Raw genomic sequence first — 16,862 nt, 5'->3', positions numbered from 1 at the left:
GTCGCCCATGTCCGCGTTGATGATCCGCAACCTTCACAAGAGCTATGGCTCGCTCGAGATTCTTGCCGGCATCGATCTCGAGGCTAAGACCGGAGAATTCGTCGCCCTTGTCGGCCCGTCGGGTTGCGGCAAGTCAACCTTGCTCGCCATGATCGCCGGACTGGAAACCGTCACGTCGGGCGAGATATGGATCGGCGACCGGCTGGTGAACTCGGTGCAACCCAAGGACCGCGATATTGCGATGGTGTTCCAGTCATACGCTCTCTATCCCACCATGACGGTGCGCCAGAACATCACCTTCGGCATGGAGAGCCGCGGCGTGCCAAAAGCGGCGCAGGCGGAAGCTGTCCAGCGGGTTACCGCACTCCTGCAGATCGAACAGCTGCTTAAACGCAAGCCCGGCCAGCTCTCGGGAGGCCAGCGGCAGCGCGTTGCGATGGGGCGTGCCCTCGTGCGCGACCCGAAGCTGTTTCTGTTCGACGAGCCCTTGTCCAACCTCGACGCCAAGCTGCGCGTCGACATGCGTACCGAAATCAAGAAGCTTCACCATCGCGTCGGCAAGACCACGGTGTATGTCACCCATGATCAGGTCGAGGCGATGACGCTTGCATCCCGCATTGCGGTGATGAACCAGGGCTCGGTACAGCAGTTCGACACGCCGAAACGGATCTACGACCGGCCGACCAACATGTTCGTTGCCGGTTTCATGGGATCGCCGGCGATGAATTTCATTCCCGCCCGGCTTACGGGCTCGACCAGCATCTCGGTACGCGCCGCTGACGGCAGCGACGTCAGCCTCGCCCTTGCCGCGCCGATGCCCGCCGGCGCGCCAAAGGACGTCGTGCTCGGTATCCGGCCGGAACACATCTACCGTTTCACGACCGATCTGAAGTCGCGCAAACCTGCTGTAGCGTCCATGCAGGCGCCGGTCGAATTGGTCGAGCCTACCGGGGCCGAGACGCTTGCCGTGCTCAGGCTGGGTGACCTGGAGATCACCGGCCGTTTCGAGCCGGATGACGCTCCCGTCATGGGCGAGACGATAACGCTCGGCATCGACATGTCGCGCGCCTGTCTGTTCGATCCAACAACCAAGGCGCTTCTGTAGTTTGATGTCCGTACAATTCGCGACTTATCCAAGCTTGACCGATCGGGTCGTGCTGATCTCCGGCGGCGCCTCCGGTATTGGCGCCGATATGGTCCGCGCCTTCGTGGCGAACGGCGCCCGGATAGCCTTTCTCGATGTGCAGGACGAACCAGCGGAGGCGTTGGTGCGCGAGCTCGCTGGTGCCGCCGGGCAGGCTCCGTTATATCTCCATTGCGATGTGACCGACGTCGATGCGCTAAAGGCGTCGGTAGCACGCGTACGCGCGCGGCTTGGTCCGGTCGCCGTCCTGGTGAATAACGCAGCCAATGATCAGCGCCATCCCCTCGACGCGATAACGGCCGACTATTGGGACCGCAGCTTCGATGTCAATCTGAGGCATCACTTCTTCGCCGCGCAGGCAGTGCATCCGCATATGAAGGAACTCGGCTTCGGCTCGATCATAAACTTCTCCTCCATTGCCTGGCGGTTCGGAGCGGACCAGATGGTGGCCTATGCCACCGCCAAGGGGGCCGTGGTGGCGCTGACGCGTGCGTTGGCGCGGTCGTTCGGACCGGATAACATCCGCGTCAATGCGATCGAACCCGGCGCCGTCATGACCGAGCGGCAGCGCGAGCTGTGGTTCAAGACGCAGGAGGCAGTCGACCAGACGGTGCAGCGGCAATTGATCCGCCGCGTCCTGCTGGGCGAGGAGATTGCACGCACGGTGCTCTTCCTGGCAGCCGACGACAGCCGCATGATCACCAAACAGTCCATTACCGTCGATGCCGGTCTGCGCTAGTGACGCCTCTCCGCTCTCCATTGGAACCGCCAAGCTGATGCTTCGTCTCGGCCTCAACCCCTACGGACTGACCTATCATCTCGGACTGCAGGGCCGCGGCACGCCGCGGCACAATCCGCACGGCGCGGGGCTGGAAGGCTTCATCACGCTGGGGCAGGAACTGGGCGCACGCACGCTCGAGATCTACGAACCCTGGTTGACCGACTTGACTGACGCCGAAATCGTCGCGCTGCGCAGGCGTCTTGCCGCGCTGGACATCGTCCCGGTGGTGAGCGGCGGACTGCTGGTGGCAGGTCCGCTGGACACCGCCTTCCGGGCTGCGCGCCTGCTCGAGGCGACGACGATCCGCATCGCACTGACGCCTGTCCTGTGCGGCGACCGCAATGCGTGGGGTCCGAAATGGAGCGAGTTCAACGCAACGATTCGCGCTGCCTTGACGGAATGGGGGCCGCGTGCGGCGGCCGAGGGACGCGTGCTCGGCATCGAGAACCATCAGGACTTCGGCAGCGACGAACTGGCTGCGTTCTGCGAACTTGGCGGGCCGGGTGTCGGCATCAGCTACGACACCGGCAACACCTTTCCTGTCGGCGAGGCGCCGCTTGCCTTCACGCGCCGGATCGCGCCCCATGTCCGCCACGTTCACCTCAAGGACTATCGCGTCCAGTTCACGGATGAGGGCTATCGCCTGGTCCGCTGCGCGATCGGCGACGGCGCGGTGCCTTTCGCCGAACTGGCAGCCATCCTTGGCGAGCACCACGACACGCTGACGGCGGTGCTTGAGCCCGGCGCGCTGGAGGCTCGTCACGTTCGCTGTCTCACCGACGACTGGTGGAACGGATATGCGCCGAAGACCGCCCGCGAATTCGCGGCCTGCCTGAGTGCCGCGCGCCTGAACCGCCTTGCGGACGACGCCGACTACCGCACGCCATGGGAGCGCAATGATGACGGTGCGCTCGTTTCGTACGAGCTCGACATGATCCGGCGCAGCGCCGCCAACCTGATGAAATTCGATTTCATTGCAATGGAGAAATCAGCATGACTGCCCGAGAACTCAGCGGCCTGACCGCCTTCGTCACCGGCTCGGGACGCGGCCTCGGCCGCGTGATGGCCGACCGCTTGGCCGAACTTGGCGCAAACGTCGCGGTCCACGACCTCGATTGGGCCCGGCCATCTCAATATGGCGAATTCGCGGACCTCGGCGACTCTGCCAGGGGCTTGGAGAAGCATGGGACGCGCATCACCGCGGTCACCGGCAACATCGGCGACAAGCAAGCTGTCGCGGAAATGAAGAGGAAGATCGAGGCGGAGCTCGGCGACGTGCACGTCTTGGTAAACTGCGCCGGCGGCGACATCGGCGCCAAGGGCGTAAAGCCCAATCCCAACAACGCACTGGACATCGACTACGAAGACATCAAGGTTCTAACCGAGAACAACCTCATCGGCACGATGCTGGTCTGCCAGGCGTTCGTTCCGCCGATGGTCAAGCGTGGCTCGGGCTCGGTGATCAACATCGCCTCGGCGGCAGCGCATATCGGCTGCTCGCCCGAGGTGGTCTACTCGACGCTCAAGGCGGCTGTCGTCCATTATACGCGCTGCCTCGCCAAGGAACTGATCGACGATGGCGTACGCGTCAATGCGGTGAGCCCCGGCGCCACCAAGACGGCACGGTTCCAAGCGAGCCGCGTGGTCGATCCACAGCGCATGGATTCGAGCAAGAAATCGCTGAACCGGTACGCGGAGCCTGAAGAGATCGCCGAAGCGGTGGCCTTCCTCGCCGGTCCGCGCGCGCGCTTCATCAACGGGCAGGTAATCCGCGTCGATGGCGGTTTCACGATCTTTCCAGGTTAGGCCGCCATCGTCCATACCGGGTACCGGAAGCAACTTCGCCATCGCGCGCTGTAGATAGCTCCGCCCGAGTTCGGCCAGAACTATGCACTGCATTACAGTCGGAGCTTGACAAAAACTGCGGTATGGCGGGTATATTAATCGAATAATATGACGCCATCCATTGTGAGGAAGGCGGGTGGCAAACCAGGGAGGAGACCAAGATGAGCCGCTACAAGTCAGTCGGATTCCTGCACGGCATGGTTTTGGGCGTGGCCCTGACGACCGCGACTGCGGCCCATGCCGAGACCTTGACGCTCTATTGGAACGCCGGCCACGCCTATCAAGCTTATGCCGATGCAATAGCAAAGTTCGAGGCCGATCATCCCGGATGGTCGGTGCAGTGGGAGAAATTCCAGTGGCCGGATATGCGCACCAAGCTGGTGGCGGATTTTGCGGCGAAGAGCGCGCCCGATCTCGTCGCCGAACCCGGCGGCTGGGTGCAGGAATTCGGCCAGCGGAATCTGCTGCGGCCGCTGAACGACTTCATCGAACAAGACGGCAAGGCGATCGGCTATCCCGACGACTGGCAAGCCTATTCCGTGGAGCGCAACAAACTCGGCGGCCAGTACTATGGCATCCAGATCCACCTCACCTGCGCCACCCTCGTCTACAACGTCGATATGCTGAAGCAGGCGGGCTTCGACGCGCCGCCTGCGACCTGGGAGGAGTTCCTGAAGGTTGCCAAGGCGACGACGACCGGCGCCCGCTTCGGCTTCGCTCCCAACCCGAGCATCGGATATTACTCGTCGTGGCTGCTGCAGAACGGCGTGACCTACTACGATCCCAAGACAAACAAGGTCAATCTCGACAGTCCAGAGGCGATCGAAGCGATCCAGTTCCTCGCCGACCTGATCCACAAGGAAAGAGCAGCGACCAAGCCGGCGGCGGGTGCTGACTATGAGGGTCCGCAAAAGCTGTTCACGGCCAACCGGGTCGCCATGATCATAACCGGTCCGTGGGACGTGAAGCCGATCCGCTCGGGCAACCCGAAGCTCAACTGGGCGGTTGCGCCATCACTCAAGCACAAGGTGCAGGCGACGTTCGCGGGCGGCGTCAGCGTGATGATCCCTAAGGACGCCAAGCACCCGAAGGAGGCCTGGGAGTTGTTGAAGCGGCTCGTCGCGCTCGACACGGAACTGGCGGCTACCAAGGAAGCGGGCATGACGATGCCGCGCAAATCCTGGGCCAACAACGCCGAGGTTCAGGCCGATCCGGTCATCGGCAGCTTCAGCAAATGCCTGCCTTACGCGCAAGACGTCACCGCCGAGCTGCGCCTCACCGGCAAGCACGCGCGAATCGAGAAGCTCCTGCAAAGCGCGCTCGAGGATATCATCTACAATCAGAAGCCAGCAGCCGAGATCATGCCGAAATTCGCGGCCGAGGCCAACGTCATCCTGGCCAACAACTAGCCGATGATCGTCAGCGGCAGCACCAATACGGCCGATACGGACATTCGCGTCGGCGCGATGCCGACCCGGCGAACTGGCCGCTTCAGCCGGCGCACCCGGCAAACGCTTCTCGCTTACCTGCTGCTGTCGCCAGCAATCCTCTATTTCTCGGTCTATTTCTTCTATCCGATCGGACTAGAGTTTTGGGCGAGCCTGTACAGCGGCCAGCCGCTGATCGGCGAGAGCCGATTCGCCGGATTGGACAACTACGTTGCTGCGCTCGGCGACGCGCGCGTTCGGCAGTCGCTCTTCGTGACGCTGGCCTTCGCGATAGGCGTCACCGCGGCCAGCATCGCCATTGGCCTCGGACTGGCGGTCGTGCTCAACCGGCCGATCCCGGGGCGCACTCTGATCCGCGCAATCATCTTCTTTCCCTACATCACCTCCTTCGTGATCGTCGCGTTGATGTGGCAGGCAATTCTCGATCCCTACACTGGCATCTTGAACAGCTTTCTTGCCGAGCTTGGGCTGCCGACCCAGAATTGGCTCGGCGACACCTCGACCGCGCTGCCGACCCTCATCGCCATCACGGTCTGGAAGGATGTCGGCTATGCCATGCTGATCTACCTCTCCGCGTTGCAGTCGATCCCGTCCGACTTCTATGATGCCGCATCCATCGACGGCGCCACGCCGACGCAGCAATTCCGCTATCTGACCTGGCCGTTGTTGACGCCGACCACGCTGTTCATCGCGGTCGTCAGCACGATCAGCCAACTGCAGGAGCTGGCGCCGGCCTACCTGATAACCAAGGGCGGACCGGCCGACGCGACGCGGTTCTTCAGCCTGCACGTGTTCGAGGCAGCCTTCTTCGAGCTCAACATCGGCTACGCCTCGGCGCTGTCTTTCCTGATGTTCCTGCTGATCCTGGCCATCACCTTCGTTCAGTTCCGCCTGCTCAACCGCGAAACCACCTATTGAGGTTGGCATGACATTGGCAAAAACGCTCCCGTCCTACCTACTGCTGCTCTTCTGCGTGGCGCTGTCGATCTTTCCGTTCCTCTACATGCTTTCGCTGTCGCTGCAGAGCGATGCCGACGTCTTCAGCGGCATTCCGATTCTGATCCCCGAGACGTGGCAATTCACGAATTACATCGACATCTGGCAGAAGGCGCCGTTCGCGCGTTTCACGCTCAACAGCTTCATCATCGCCGGCGGGATTACCTTCCTCCATCTGATCTTCGATCCGTTGATCGGCTACGTCTTCGCCAAGATGGAATTCGCCGGTAAGCGCGTCATGTTTGTCGCGGTGCTGTCTACGCTGATGATCCCATTCTTCATCCGCATGATCCCGCTCTATGTGCTCACCGCGCGGATGGGATGGCTCAACACCTATCAGGGCCTTATCCTTCCATTCGCCATGAGCGCCTACGGAATCTTCCTGATGCGGCAGTTCATCCGTCCAATTCCCGACGAGTTGCTTGACGCTGCACGGATGGACGGCTGCTCGGAACTCGGCCTTTACTGGCGCATCGTGCTGCCGCAGGTCCGTCCGGCACTGGCGACGCTGGCCCTCCTCACCTTCGTGTTCCAGTGGAACGAATTCCTCTGGCCGCTGGTCGCCGTCAACACCACCGAAATGCGGCCGATCACGACGGGACTGACGCTTTTCAACCAGGAATTCTTCACCCAGTGGAACCTGACGGCGACGGGCGGGATCATTCTCTTCATCCCGAGCCTGCTGCTGTTCCTCTTCACGCAGCGCTACTTCGTCCGCAGCGTGATGCTGGCAGGCATGAAATGACCATTCGAAGGCATTGCGCCCTATGACGTCCCGCCGACCGAATGTAATCGTCTTCTTCACCGACCAGCAGCGTTGGGACACCGTTGGCGTCCATGGCAATCCGCTCGAGCTTACGCCAAATTTCGACCGCCTCGCCGGGACCGGCACGTTCGTGGCAAATTCGTTTACCTGCCAGCCCGTTTGCGGACCCGCCCGCTCCGTATTCCAGACGGGGCGGTACCCGACCATCACCGGCTGCTACCGCAACGACATCCCACTGCCGAAGAGCGAGCGCACGCTCGCGCATCATTTCACCGCGGCAGGTTATGACACCGCCTACATCGGCAAGTGGCACCTGGGGTCCGCCGAGCCGGTCACCCAGGAACAACGCGGCGGCTATCGCTACTGGCTGGCCTCCAACATCCTGGAGTTCACTTCCGGCCCCTTCGACACCGTCGTCCACGACAATGACGGCAAGGCGGTGAAGCTGCCGGGATACCGCGTCGATGCCCTAACCGACGCTGCAATCCGCTATGTCGCATCGAGGGAAGACGAGCCGTTCTTTCTATTCCTGTCCTTCCTCGAGCCGCATCACCAGAACCAGACGGACAACTACCCTGCCCCGCTCGGATACGAGGACAGGATCCGCAAGAAGCTCGCCATTCCCGGCGATCTCGCCGCACTTGGCGGCACGACAGCGGAACATTTCCCCGGCTATCTGGGCATGGTCGCACGCCTCGACGAGGCGTTTGGACGGCTGATCGAGGCGCTCTACAGCCTTGGCCGGCTTGACGACACGATCATCCTCTTCACCTCCGACCACGGATGTCACTTCAAGACCCGCAACAACGAATACAAGCGTTCCTGTCATGAGGCGTCGATCCGCGTGCCGACGCTATTCCACGGCCCCGGCTTCCAGCGCATCGGCACTTATGAAGGCCTGGTCAGCCTCGTCGATCTCGCGCCGACCCTGCTCGCCGCGGCCGGCCTGAAAGTGCCCAATTCGATGCAGGGCGTCTCGCTGCTCGACGCACTGCAGGGCGAACGGCCGCCGCGCGACGAGATATTCATTCAAATCAGCGAGCACCATGTCGGCCGCGCCTTGCGCACCAGACGGTGGAAATATGAGGTCGAGGCACCGGGAAAAGACGGCTGGCGGAATTCCGGCAGCGATTTCTATGTCGAGGCGAGACTCTACGACCTCGATGCCGATCCAAACGAACTAATCAATCTCATAGCTTCGCCCGATCACGCAGCGACGCGTGCATGGCTGCGAGGCCGCATCGTTGCCCTGATGGAGGAGGCCGGCGAGGCAAGGCCCGAGATCCTTGCCGCCGGGCATGGAAGCTGGAATGAAATCCGGCTGAGCGACAGCTGATCATGTCACGTCGCGCAGCGGATCCAACAATGCACGAGAGAAGTTCCGATCGCAGAAAGGCGCCGACCATGGCCGATGTCGCCCGGCGCGCCAATGTATCGACCGCTGCCGTGTCGTACCTGCTCAGCGGCGACAGCACGCGCCTGAAGTTCGTCGGCAAGGAGGCGCGGCAGCGCATCCTCGAGGCCGTCGCTGAGCTCAACTATGTGCAAAACCGCACCGCGCGGCAGCTGCGCCGCCAGCAGGCCGAGCGAATCTGCCTTGTACTGCCTCGTCTCGGCGTGCCGTTCAGCGACCGGATCGCGCAGGATATCCAATCTGGAGCGGCGCTGAGGGGATTTTCGACAATTATCACCGCGGGAGACACGTTCGAACGAACCGACCGGATCGTGAGGGAAATCGAGAGCGGGCTGGCAGACGGCATTATCGCCGACTGGCAGCATCTCTCCGAGCCCGAGGTGATGCTTTTGGCCGCGCGCCTGGCGGCCGCGGGCCGGCCAGCGGTGATCTTCCATCCGACCATCGAGCCGGCAGGCTTCTCGGTTGTGCGCCAGCATACCGGCAGGGCCGTTTTCGAGGCACTCGACTACCTCTACCGAGCCGGCCATCGCTGCATCGCCTATATGGTGCATGAGCAAGCGGTGGACGGGAGCCGTCTCGCCGCCTATCGCAGCTTCCTGCAAGCACGCGGCCTTCCGCTGCGAGACGACCTGGTGATCGGCGGTGCAGAGGCGCGCAAGGCTGCGTTTGCCAATGCTACGGCGCTGGCCGCCCGCGCGGATCGGCCGACCGCGCTTTTCGTCGAATCCGATCTTGCCGCCGTGACCGCCCTGCACGCATTCGAGGAGGCCGGCCTCTCCGTGCCCGGCGACATTGCAGTCATCGGCTGCGGCAATATCGACGAGGGCGAATTCAGTCATCCGGCATTGACGACAATCGGCCCCGAAACTGCCCACTACGACCATCTTGCCGATCATCTGATCTCATTGATCTCGGCAACACCGGGCGCAATACCTACCCTTTTCAGCGTTTCGTGGCAGTTGGTCCGTCGCGCGTCCGCATGAGCAGGATCGCCGCTATTTGACGCCCACGCTTTCAGGCCAGAGGACCTGGATTTCCTTTGGCAGCGCATCCCGCACCTTTGCCGACTGGCCAAGGTCGATATGCCGTGCAAGCACACGCAGCACAGAGCGTGCCGCATCCTCGGGATCGACAGGACGGGTCGATTTCAATTCATCGGCGATGTGTTGCAGGAATTTCTCGAGCGAGCGTGTCTTGTCGGGCATGTCGGCGGGCCGATAGCGATCATAGTAGGCGCCGCGCACGAGCAGCGGCAGTTCCGCTCCCAATTTGGCCGCCAGTCCGATCTGCAGCCTGTCGCGAAGGGTTCGCAGAACGGCGCCCAATGTATGCCAGGCGACGTGTCGATCCGGACCAAGATCCGCCATGATCTCGTCAAGCCAGATGTTTGTTATTTGCAGCGTTTTGTCGAAAACGTCCAAGCCGGTTGCGCTCATCGTCGCCTCCTCGAAAGGTTCTGCGGGCGAAACGGCGACCGGAGATTATTGTTTCGTGGTCCTGTGAAAATCGTCCTGGCAAAGCGGCGGAAACCGGTTCGGTCGGAGAGCCTGTCGGCGTCAGGTCTGCTCGACACTCTGCATCTGCTGGATTTCGGCGATCTGTCGGAAGCGGCCGTTTTCCACCCCGTTGAGTTCAGTCACAGCGGCCAGATTGTCACCCTTTTCATCCCACCGCACCGGCTCGCGATAGGCGATTCCCCTGAAACGGATATCGCGCACCGCCGCCAGAACGTCGCGCCGGCTCGGATGTCCCTTGGATACAGTGCTGGCGTCTTTGATCGCGGCAAGGAGAAGGCAGGCCGAATCGTAGGCATTCACGGCATAATTGCGCTTCGGCTTCGCCGTCCGACGATCTCGCCAGCTTCGGCGAGCGTCGCTTCCAAGCAATCCCTTCGCGCGTCAACGACGCCCGTTCAACCTTCCCACAGTTGTATTCGGCGCCTGCGTTCCGATCATTAAAGTCGGCCTTGCTGATCCGAAAGGTGGTTGTCCTCCGCCTAACTGAGCTTGTGCTCATCGGTTCCGAACGCCGTCTCAGCAATGAGACCAGTCCTCACGTTGCCCGAGCCCGGGTATCTCTTGACTGACTGAGCGGCCCGCGCCGACAATGGCATTGGGAAGATGGCGGGATGGCGCCCACGGTGTTCGGCACCACTTGGCGATCAAGCTGCGAAAGGGCTGTCATGGATTGGAAGCTGGAGCTGGTCCCGGTCCCCGTATCGGACGTCGATAGAGCAATTGCCTTTTATGTTGGGAAGGTCGGCTTTCATCTCGATCACGACCACACCGTAAGCGACGAGATACGTTTCGTGCAATTGACGCCGCCCGGTTCGGCCTGTTCGATTGCCATGGGCAAGGGCCTCGTCGACAGCCCCCCGGGATCCATAAGGGGCCTGCAACTCGTCGTGCCCGATATCGATGAGGCTCACCGGTACCTGGCCGCTCAAGGTATCGAGGTCAGCGATATCAAGGATTTTCCCTGGGGCAGATTTGTCTTCTTTGAGGATCCCGACGGCAACACCTGGTCTGTCCAGCAACTTCCACCTCGCAGCTGAGGCGGCACGCTGCGGCAGGGTCGTGCCCCGACACAGATAGCGCGGGATGCACGGTTCAATTCGAACGCATCCCGGCCTAACGCCTCTTCTCGTCGAAGGCGGCATTCCAATTGTGATAAGGCGCGCGATAGGTGGGGATGCGGTCCTCGACATCGACAAGCGCTTCGAACGGTTTGTGCGGTTCGGCCTGATACCAGAAGGCGACCGACGAAATGTCGTCCGAGCGGCGATTGGCGTGACCGTGCTCGATGGTCACCCGGATGCGTTTGTGGAAGATGACCGGGTCCTCTATGTGCCAGCGATAGAGCGTAACCGGCTCGGTCCAGTTCGGCCCGCCGGCGGCGATGATGCCGTGATAGGGCGCGCTGTAGTCCTGTGTCGGGCACCATGCCGTATTGAAATAATCTTCCGTGCCGGTGCCGTGCAGCGTCGGCGGCCAGGCATCGTTGGCGCCGGGGCCGGTCTCGCCGCGATCGTCGATCAGTTCGGCCTTCGGTCCGATGCGCGGATCGGGCTTGCGCACTGTATCCGGCACGGAAATGCCCGGCTCGCCATCGACGAAGATCATGTCGTCGCCCTCGCCATACCAGTCCCATAGTGCGGAACGCCGCCGCGAATAGACGGAATAGAGTACGCCGACATAGTGGCCATGACCTTCCGCCTCCAGGATGGTGTAGTTGCCGTTCCCGTCGGTGTTTTCCCCGCCAAACAGGACCTGCTCGTTGGCCAATCCCGTCTCGTCTATGCCGTCAGGTCGCTGCTGACTGTATTGGGCGTGGAAGCGGCCCAGGCCTTCCTCGAGTTCCTCATGCAGTTCGAGATCGACATAGTAATAGAAAAGCAGGTCGTCCTCAGCTTCATTGGCGACGGTGAAGCGCATGTGGCTGGCAAACGGCATCGGAAAGTAGCAGTTGAAGGCCTTGCCATCCTCGGGGCTTGCTTGGACCGGCAGGCTGGCAAAATTGCGGGTGCGGGCATGCCCCATGCCGAAGAAATCACCGATCGGCGTTTCGATGCTCGGATACTCCTCGCCATCCCAGTAAGCGCGCAGCACGATCTTGCGCAGGAAGTCCTCACTCTTGCAGGCGAGCGTCGCCCAGATATGCGTGACAATGCCGGCACCGTCATGCTCGGCAATCACCACCGTCTGGCCGGGTTCAACATGCAGCCGGTCGTCATTGCCGCCGGTGCGGTCGTAGCTCGAGAACCGGCGGGTTTTGGCGTCGCGCAATTTGGCGAGCCCGCGAAGCGGCGACAAGCCGGCATTATCCATGTGTTTCTCCTCTTGCTTCAGCGGTTATTTCAGGCCGCTTGTCTTGATCGATTCCATGATCTGGCGTTGGAAGATCACGAAAAGAACCAGCATCGGCACGGCGACGATGGTCGAGGCGGCCATGACGTAGTTCCAGGCGGCGGCGTACTGGCTCTTGAAGTTCGCAATGGCTACCTGCACCACCCAGAGATCGAGGTCCGATGTGATCGTCAACGGCCACAGGAAAGCATTCCAGTTGGCGAGGAAGAACAGGATCGCCAGTGCCGACAGGATCGGCCGGCTGAGCGGCAGGATGATGCTCCAATAGATGCGCCAGTAGCCGGCACCATCCATGATCGCCGCTTCTTCCAGTTCCCTGGGCAGCGACAGGTAGTATTGCCTGAGCAGAAAGATGCCGAACGCGTTGAAGATCGCCGGAATGATCAGCCCGGCATAGCTGTCCAGCATGTGCAGCATCCGCGTCAGGATGAACAGCGGCACGATGATTACCGGCAGCGACACCAGAAAGGTCGAGAACATGGCGAGGAACAGCGTGTCGCGGCCCGGAAAACGCAGCCGTGCGAGCGAATAGCCGGCCATCGAATGAAAGAACAGCGCGGCGACCGTCACCGTCGCCGACACGAAGAACGAATTGAAGAGATAGCGCAGGAACGGCACCTCGGTCAGCACATAGAGGAAATTGCCGAGCGTCGGGCGTTCCGGAATGAGGCTCGGCGTGAAGACGTCGCTCGCCGGCTTGAGCGAGATGACCAGCATCCAGACAAGCGGGAATACCGTCATCAGGCCAAGTGCGGCGGTTGCCAGCATCCAGGCAAGTCTCGCCGCTCGTATCTGCGAACGGCCGGAAGGAGTTCGGCCGTCAGTCATGCTCGAAACGTCCGCCGCGCGTCAGCACGAAGAAGAAGACCGTGACCAGCATCAGCGCCAGCACCAGCAGCGATGCCATTGCCGATGCATAGCCGAACGCGCCGAACTGGAATGCCTGCTTGTAGATGTAGATGATCAGCACCGAGGTCGAATTGACCGGACCGCCTTTGGTCATCACATAGATCAGGTCGAAGACCTGGCCGCCGGCGACAGCCGCGACGAGCGAGACCAGGAGGACGAAGAAGCTGGTCGGCTTGAGCAGGGGCAAAGTAATGTACCAGAAGCTTGTCACCGGCCCGGCACCGTCGATCTTTGCGGCTTCGTAGTACTCTGCCGGGATGTCCTGGAGCCCGCCGAGGAAGATCAGCATGTAGAAACCCATCAGGAACCAGACGCTGACCAGCACCAGCGTGAACAGCGCCAGATTTGGATCGCCGAGCAGCGAAATTCCGCCGAGGCCGACGCGCGGCGCCAGCCGGCTGACGATGCCGACCTTTTCGACCAGCATGAGCTGCCACACGAGCGCCACCACGACCAGGCTGACCATCTGCGGCGCAAAGAACATCGAGCGCATGACCGCGTTGAAGCGGTTGGTCTTCTGCACCAGAAGCGCCAGTCCCAGTCCGGCGACGTAGAGCGCCGGCACCAGCATGACGGCATAAGCTACCGTCACCTTCACGGACGACCAGAACAGCGGGTCGCCCCACATGCGCCTGTAATTGCCGAACCCGACGAACCTGTAGCCGCCGAAGCCGTTGACCTCGAAGAACCCGACGGCGAGCGACAGCAGCATCGGCACGCCGACGAACACCAGCAGGCCAACCGCATCGGGCAGGACGAACAGCCATGCGGCGCAGCGCTCCCTTTGCTTGGCGGTGAGGCCGCGGGCGGAATTCGCGCCCGCGGCTGGCGGTTTCATCTGATCCATGCTGGAAAGGGCCTAAAGGATCGGCGCGCCGGAATAGGAAGCGAGGAACGCATCGAGTTGCTGACTGGCCGTCGTCGCCGCCTGCTGGGCATCAACCCCGCCAAGCTGTGCCGACTGGATGGCGTCGGAGATGATCTTGTAGGCCTCCGGCGGAACCCGCGGCTCGGCGCGCGTCCCCGGATGGATCTCCTTGGCGAAGGTGCCGAACTTGCCGGTGCTGAAGACATCGGCGCCGGCCTTCAGCGCGCTGTTGCGCGGCGGCATGTCGCTCTTGGCGACAGTGCACCAGTTGACGACCCGGTCGATCGATGCCGGATCCATTGAGGCCAGCGCCCAGGCGCAGAACTGGGCGGAAGCATCCGGGTTCTTGCCTCCGGCATTGGCGACAAAGGCCCAGCCACCGCCGACGGTGACGTATTTGCCATTGGCCGGTGTCGGCAATTTGAAGATGCCGTAGGGCACGTCCTTGGCGTTGTTGTCCATCGCCGAAATACCCCAGATGCCGCAGTTCTGCATGGCGCACAGCCCTGCCCCGAGATTGGCGACTATGTCGAAGCCGCCGCCGACCACCTGACGCGGCGCCACGCCGGTATTGATGGCATCCTGCCAGAGTTTCAGCGCCTGGACGGTGGCCGGCGAATCGAAGGCGCTCTTGCCGTCCTTGCCCTGGAATTCGCCGCCGCCCTGCCACAGGAACGGATACCAGGTGAAGTTCTGGTAATAGCCGGGAGTCGTTTCGAACAGCACGCCGTAGCGACTGGGCGTCGTCAGCTTTTTGGCGACCGCCAACAGCTCGTCCCAGGTCTTCGGCACGTCGTTCTCGTTGAGCTTTGCATCCTCGAACGCTTTGACCGAATAGTAGAAGGCCATCGGCTCGACTTCCATCGGCACACCGTAGATCTTGCCGTCCACCATGCGGTTGGCGATGACGCTTTCCGGGAAATCGGCCTTGGCGGCATCCTCGATATGCGGCGTCAGGTCGGCAAGTACGCCGCCATTGTAATAACGCAGGAAATCGCCGGGGCTGATGAGGAAGATGTCAGGGCCCTCGCCCGACGCGAAGGCCGTTGCCAGCTTGGAACCGGAGATGTATTCGCTGTTGACGACATATTCGAGCTCGACCTTCTGGTCGTGGCCGTCGTTCCAGTCGGCCACCAGCTTCTCGAACCACTGGACCTGCGGCTTCACGTCTCCCCCAGGCGCATAGAACTGCCAGAATTTCAGCGGCGCTTCCTGAGCGCGCACGGCCATCCTGTTGATGAACGGGAAGCCTGTGAGGCCGGCGGCAGCGAAAGTGGCGCCGCCCTGGATCAGCCGACGGCGGTTCAGGCTGGCCAATGGCCGGTCGCGGGTCGTTTTGTCAGTCATCAATTCCTCCCTTGGATGTTGTTCGGTCGAACGTTGGCGAAGGGACCTCCGTTCCCTTTGCCGGCATCTGCGTCACGCGCTGTCGAATGGGCTCAACGCGCATGGGATCACTTCGGTGCGCGGCGCGCCCTCGACTTTGCCACCCAGCCGTTCGAGCAGCATTTCCGTGGCGCGCTTGGCAAGCATTGTCGGACTGTTGCCGACACAGGTCAGCTTCGGCCTGACATATTCCAGTTGAGGCAGGTCATCGAAGACTGCGATGGCGATATCCTGAGGGATATTGATCCCATGGTCGTAGAATTCGGTCAGCGCACCGGAGGCCATCAGATAATTGGCGAAGAACATCGCCGACGGCAGGTGTCCGCCGTGCTTCTCCCTGAGCCAGGTGACCGCTTCCCGCCCTGACGGGGCAAGATAGCTTCCCTCGAACCGCAGATCGGCGGAGATTGGCACGCCATTGTCGGCGAGCCCTTTTTCGAAACCGGCGGCACGCGCCATCGCCTCCTTGAAAAAGGATGGCCCGGTGACATGGGCGATGCGGCGATGGGCCCTCTTCGCCAGATACTCGCCCATCAGATAGCCGCCGCCGAAATCGTCCAGCTGGACGCTGTCGACAGCATGGTTCGGCAGATGGCCGATGAAGACGGCGGGCAGATCGAGGCTGAGCAGTTCGCTGTGCATGCCGTGCAGCGCGAAGTCGGCAACGATGACGCCGTCGACCCGCTTGCGCCCGATCTGGCGCAAATACTCGCGGCCGTGATCCTGTGAATGTCCGCCCGGCACGTCGGTGTTGAAGATCAGCATGTCGAGGCCGACCACTTCGAGCGTCGACTGCGCCGTTTTCACCAGCTCCGGATAGAACGGGTTGCGGATGTCCGGGATCAGCATCGCGATAATGTTGGTACGGCCGGTGCGCAGGCTCTGCGCCTGCGGGTTCGGGGTGTAGCCGAGTTCGTCGATCGCCGCTTGTACGCGCTCACGCAGCGATTTCGATACCCGGTCCGCATGGTTGATGACATGCGACACGGTCGTGCGCGACACGCCCGCTCGCGTGGCAACTTTGGAAATCGTGCTCATGGTGACAGGTTATGAGCACATGAATGCATTTGCAAATCGATTTTACCGATGTCTCGCAAATTAGGGCCATCAGGCGGATTGCGCAAAATGCCAAAAGAAAAGGCCGGACTGTTAAGCCCGGCCAAGTGTGAAGGTCTATAACCTCCAGAGGGGAACGCGCCGGACGCAATGGGAGGAGACATCCGACGCAATTCGCATATGGGTCTGTATTGGTGGCGTTTCAACGATGCGGCAGTAGACCAACGGCGTTGCTGCCATAGAGCCAGAAACGCAAAGCATTCGAAGGGGGCGGTACCGATAGTGTGCTGAAGGTTCTGCAAAAAGTTTTGGAGAGAGAACGGCGCTTGCTCTGAGGGGCGAGCGGCCATGGCACGGTGGTGACGTTGCGATCACCGATT

Annotated in this window: 17 protein-coding genes; 10 read left to right on the top strand and 7 right to left on the bottom strand. The window is 61.8% G+C overall.

The features are described 5' to 3' along the window. Positions 1 to 7: 7 nt before the first annotated feature. From NKH28_RS22930 to NKH28_RS22890, 9 genes are all read left to right on the top strand, one after another. On the top strand, positions 8 to 1,105 hold the full coding sequence (locus tag NKH28_RS22930) for an ABC transporter ATP-binding protein (protein ID WP_352448125.1): 1,098 nt from the start codon (positions 8 to 10) through the stop codon (positions 1,103 to 1,105). A 4-nt stretch (positions 1,106 to 1,109) separates the two neighbouring features. Next, positions 1,110 to 1,883 carry an SDR family NAD(P)-dependent oxidoreductase gene (locus NKH28_RS22925; RefSeq protein ID WP_352994495.1) on the top strand — a complete coding sequence of 258 codons (774 nt, stop codon included), beginning with the start codon at positions 1,110 to 1,112 and terminating at the stop codon, positions 1,881 to 1,883. A 37-nt stretch (positions 1,884 to 1,920) separates the two neighbouring features. Continuing rightward, entirely contained in the window at positions 1,921 to 2,922 is a 1,002-nt protein-coding gene (locus tag NKH28_RS22920; protein WP_352980499.1) for a sugar phosphate isomerase/epimerase family protein, read from the top strand. Then, positions 2,919 to 3,731: an SDR family NAD(P)-dependent oxidoreductase gene (locus NKH28_RS22915; protein ID WP_352448128.1), complete on the top strand. Its 813-nt coding sequence runs from the start codon at positions 2,919 to 2,921 to the stop codon at positions 3,729 to 3,731. Before NKH28_RS22920 ends, NKH28_RS22915 begins: the two co-directional genes overlap by 4 nt. Before the next feature lie 200 nt (positions 3,732 to 3,931). After that, a complete protein-coding gene (locus NKH28_RS22910) occupies positions 3,932 to 5,179 on the top strand; it encodes an ABC transporter substrate-binding protein (RefSeq protein WP_352980498.1) in 1,248 nt (415 codons plus the stop codon). 3 nt (positions 5,180 to 5,182) lie between these two features. Further along, positions 5,183 to 6,136, top strand: coding sequence for a carbohydrate ABC transporter permease (locus tag NKH28_RS22905; protein WP_352469612.1), 954 nt, complete (start codon positions 5,183 to 5,185; stop codon positions 6,134 to 6,136). A 7-nt stretch (positions 6,137 to 6,143) separates the two neighbouring features. Beyond that, positions 6,144 to 6,959, top strand: a complete 816-nt coding sequence (locus NKH28_RS22900; protein ID WP_352539303.1) for a carbohydrate ABC transporter permease — start codon at positions 6,144 to 6,146, stop codon at positions 6,957 to 6,959. Positions 6,960 to 6,981: 22 nt separating this feature from the next. Beyond that, on the top strand, positions 6,982 to 8,316 hold the full coding sequence (locus NKH28_RS22895) for a sulfatase family protein (protein WP_352767567.1): 1,335 nt from the start codon (positions 6,982 to 6,984) through the stop codon (positions 8,314 to 8,316). 68 nt (positions 8,317 to 8,384) lie between these two features. Beyond that, on the top strand, positions 8,385 to 9,380 hold the full coding sequence (locus tag NKH28_RS22890) for a LacI family DNA-binding transcriptional regulator (RefSeq protein WP_352539305.1): 996 nt from the start codon (positions 8,385 to 8,387) through the stop codon (positions 9,378 to 9,380). 12 nt (positions 9,381 to 9,392) lie between these two features. Here NKH28_RS22890 and NKH28_RS22885 read toward each other — a convergent pair whose 3' ends face one another. After that, on the bottom strand, positions 9,393 to 9,833 hold the full coding sequence (locus NKH28_RS22885; RefSeq protein WP_352448133.1) for a DUF2267 domain-containing protein: 441 nt from the start codon (positions 9,831 to 9,833) through the stop codon (positions 9,393 to 9,395). 120 nt (positions 9,834 to 9,953) lie between these two features. Next, positions 9,954 to 10,214: a hypothetical protein gene (locus NKH28_RS22880; RefSeq protein WP_352980497.1), complete on the bottom strand. Its 261-nt coding sequence runs from the start codon at positions 10,212 to 10,214 to the stop codon at positions 9,954 to 9,956. 365 nt (positions 10,215 to 10,579) lie between these two features. Between NKH28_RS22880 and NKH28_RS22875 the strand changes: the two genes are divergently transcribed. Beyond that, complete coding sequence (locus NKH28_RS22875; protein ID WP_352615424.1) at positions 10,580 to 10,951, top strand: VOC family protein; 372 nt, start codon at positions 10,580 to 10,582, stop codon at positions 10,949 to 10,951. A 76-nt stretch (positions 10,952 to 11,027) separates the two neighbouring features. Here NKH28_RS22875 and NKH28_RS22870 read toward each other — a convergent pair whose 3' ends face one another. From NKH28_RS22870 to NKH28_RS22850, 5 genes are all read right to left on the bottom strand, one after another. Continuing rightward, on the bottom strand, positions 11,028 to 12,224 hold the full coding sequence (locus NKH28_RS22870; protein ID WP_352539307.1) for a glycoside hydrolase family 172 protein: 1,197 nt from the start codon (positions 12,222 to 12,224) through the stop codon (positions 11,028 to 11,030). A gap of 24 nt (positions 12,225 to 12,248) precedes the next feature. Beyond that, on the bottom strand, positions 12,249 to 13,091 hold the full coding sequence (locus tag NKH28_RS22865; RefSeq protein WP_352469604.1) for a carbohydrate ABC transporter permease: 843 nt from the start codon (positions 13,089 to 13,091) through the stop codon (positions 12,249 to 12,251). Continuing rightward, positions 13,084 to 14,010, bottom strand: a complete 927-nt coding sequence (locus NKH28_RS22860) for a carbohydrate ABC transporter permease (protein WP_352539308.1) — start codon at positions 14,008 to 14,010, stop codon at positions 13,084 to 13,086. The genes NKH28_RS22865 and NKH28_RS22860 overlap by 8 nt, the downstream gene beginning before the upstream one ends. 21 nt (positions 14,011 to 14,031) lie before the next feature. Beyond that, a complete protein-coding gene (locus NKH28_RS22855; protein ID WP_352539309.1) occupies positions 14,032 to 15,387 on the bottom strand; it encodes an ABC transporter substrate-binding protein in 1,356 nt (451 codons plus the stop codon). Positions 15,388 to 15,459: 72 nt separating this feature from the next. Continuing rightward, positions 15,460 to 16,464: a LacI family DNA-binding transcriptional regulator gene (locus NKH28_RS22850; protein WP_352980496.1), complete on the bottom strand. Its 1,005-nt coding sequence runs from the start codon at positions 16,462 to 16,464 to the stop codon at positions 15,460 to 15,462. Positions 16,465 to 16,862: the final 398 nt, after the last annotated feature.

It is taken from the genome of Mesorhizobium sp. M1227 (genome assembly GCF_040318315.1).
Taxonomy (GTDB): Bacteria; Pseudomonadota; Alphaproteobacteria; order Rhizobiales; family Rhizobiaceae; genus Mesorhizobium.
This window is presented reverse-complemented; position numbering and strand designations above follow the sequence as displayed.

Excerpts from the sequence above, each read along its gene's own strand:
- NKH28_RS22900 (WP_352539303.1), top strand. The coding sequence starts at position 6,144 with ATGACATTGGCAAAAACGCTCCCGTCCTACCTACTGCTGCTCTTCTGC.
- NKH28_RS22885 (WP_352448133.1), bottom strand. The coding sequence starts at position 9,833 with ATGAGCGCAACCGGCTTGGACGTTTTCGACAAAACGCTGCAAATAACA.
- NKH28_RS22910 (WP_352980498.1), top strand. The coding sequence starts at position 3,932 with ATGAGCCGCTACAAGTCAGTCGGATTCCTGCACGGCATGGTTTTGGGC.
- NKH28_RS22895 (WP_352767567.1), top strand. The coding sequence starts at position 6,982 with ATGACGTCCCGCCGACCGAATGTAATCGTCTTCTTCACCGACCAGCAG.
- NKH28_RS22865 (WP_352469604.1), bottom strand. The coding sequence starts at position 13,091 with ATGACTGACGGCCGAACTCCTTCCGGCCGTTCGCAGATACGAGCGGCG.
- NKH28_RS22855 (WP_352539309.1), bottom strand. The coding sequence starts at position 15,387 with ATGACTGACAAAACGACCCGCGACCGGCCATTGGCCAGCCTGAACCGC.
- NKH28_RS22870 (WP_352539307.1), bottom strand. The coding sequence starts at position 12,224 with ATGGATAATGCCGGCTTGTCGCCGCTTCGCGGGCTCGCCAAATTGCGC.
- NKH28_RS22915 (WP_352448128.1), top strand. The coding sequence starts at position 2,919 with ATGACTGCCCGAGAACTCAGCGGCCTGACCGCCTTCGTCACCGGCTCG.
- NKH28_RS22930 (WP_352448125.1), top strand. The coding sequence starts at position 8 with ATGTCCGCGTTGATGATCCGCAACCTTCACAAGAGCTATGGCTCGCTC.
- NKH28_RS22920 (WP_352980499.1), top strand. The coding sequence starts at position 1,921 with ATGCTTCGTCTCGGCCTCAACCCCTACGGACTGACCTATCATCTCGGA.
- NKH28_RS22925 (WP_352994495.1), top strand. The coding sequence starts at position 1,110 with ATGTCCGTACAATTCGCGACTTATCCAAGCTTGACCGATCGGGTCGTG.
- NKH28_RS22905 (WP_352469612.1), top strand. The coding sequence starts at position 5,183 with ATGATCGTCAGCGGCAGCACCAATACGGCCGATACGGACATTCGCGTC.
- NKH28_RS22890 (WP_352539305.1), top strand. The coding sequence starts at position 8,385 with ATGGCCGATGTCGCCCGGCGCGCCAATGTATCGACCGCTGCCGTGTCG.
- NKH28_RS22875 (WP_352615424.1), top strand. The coding sequence starts at position 10,580 with ATGGATTGGAAGCTGGAGCTGGTCCCGGTCCCCGTATCGGACGTCGAT.
- NKH28_RS22860 (WP_352539308.1), bottom strand. The coding sequence starts at position 14,010 with ATGAAACCGCCAGCCGCGGGCGCGAATTCCGCCCGCGGCCTCACCGCC.
- NKH28_RS22850 (WP_352980496.1), bottom strand. The coding sequence starts at position 16,464 with ATGAGCACGATTTCCAAAGTTGCCACGCGAGCGGGCGTGTCGCGCACG.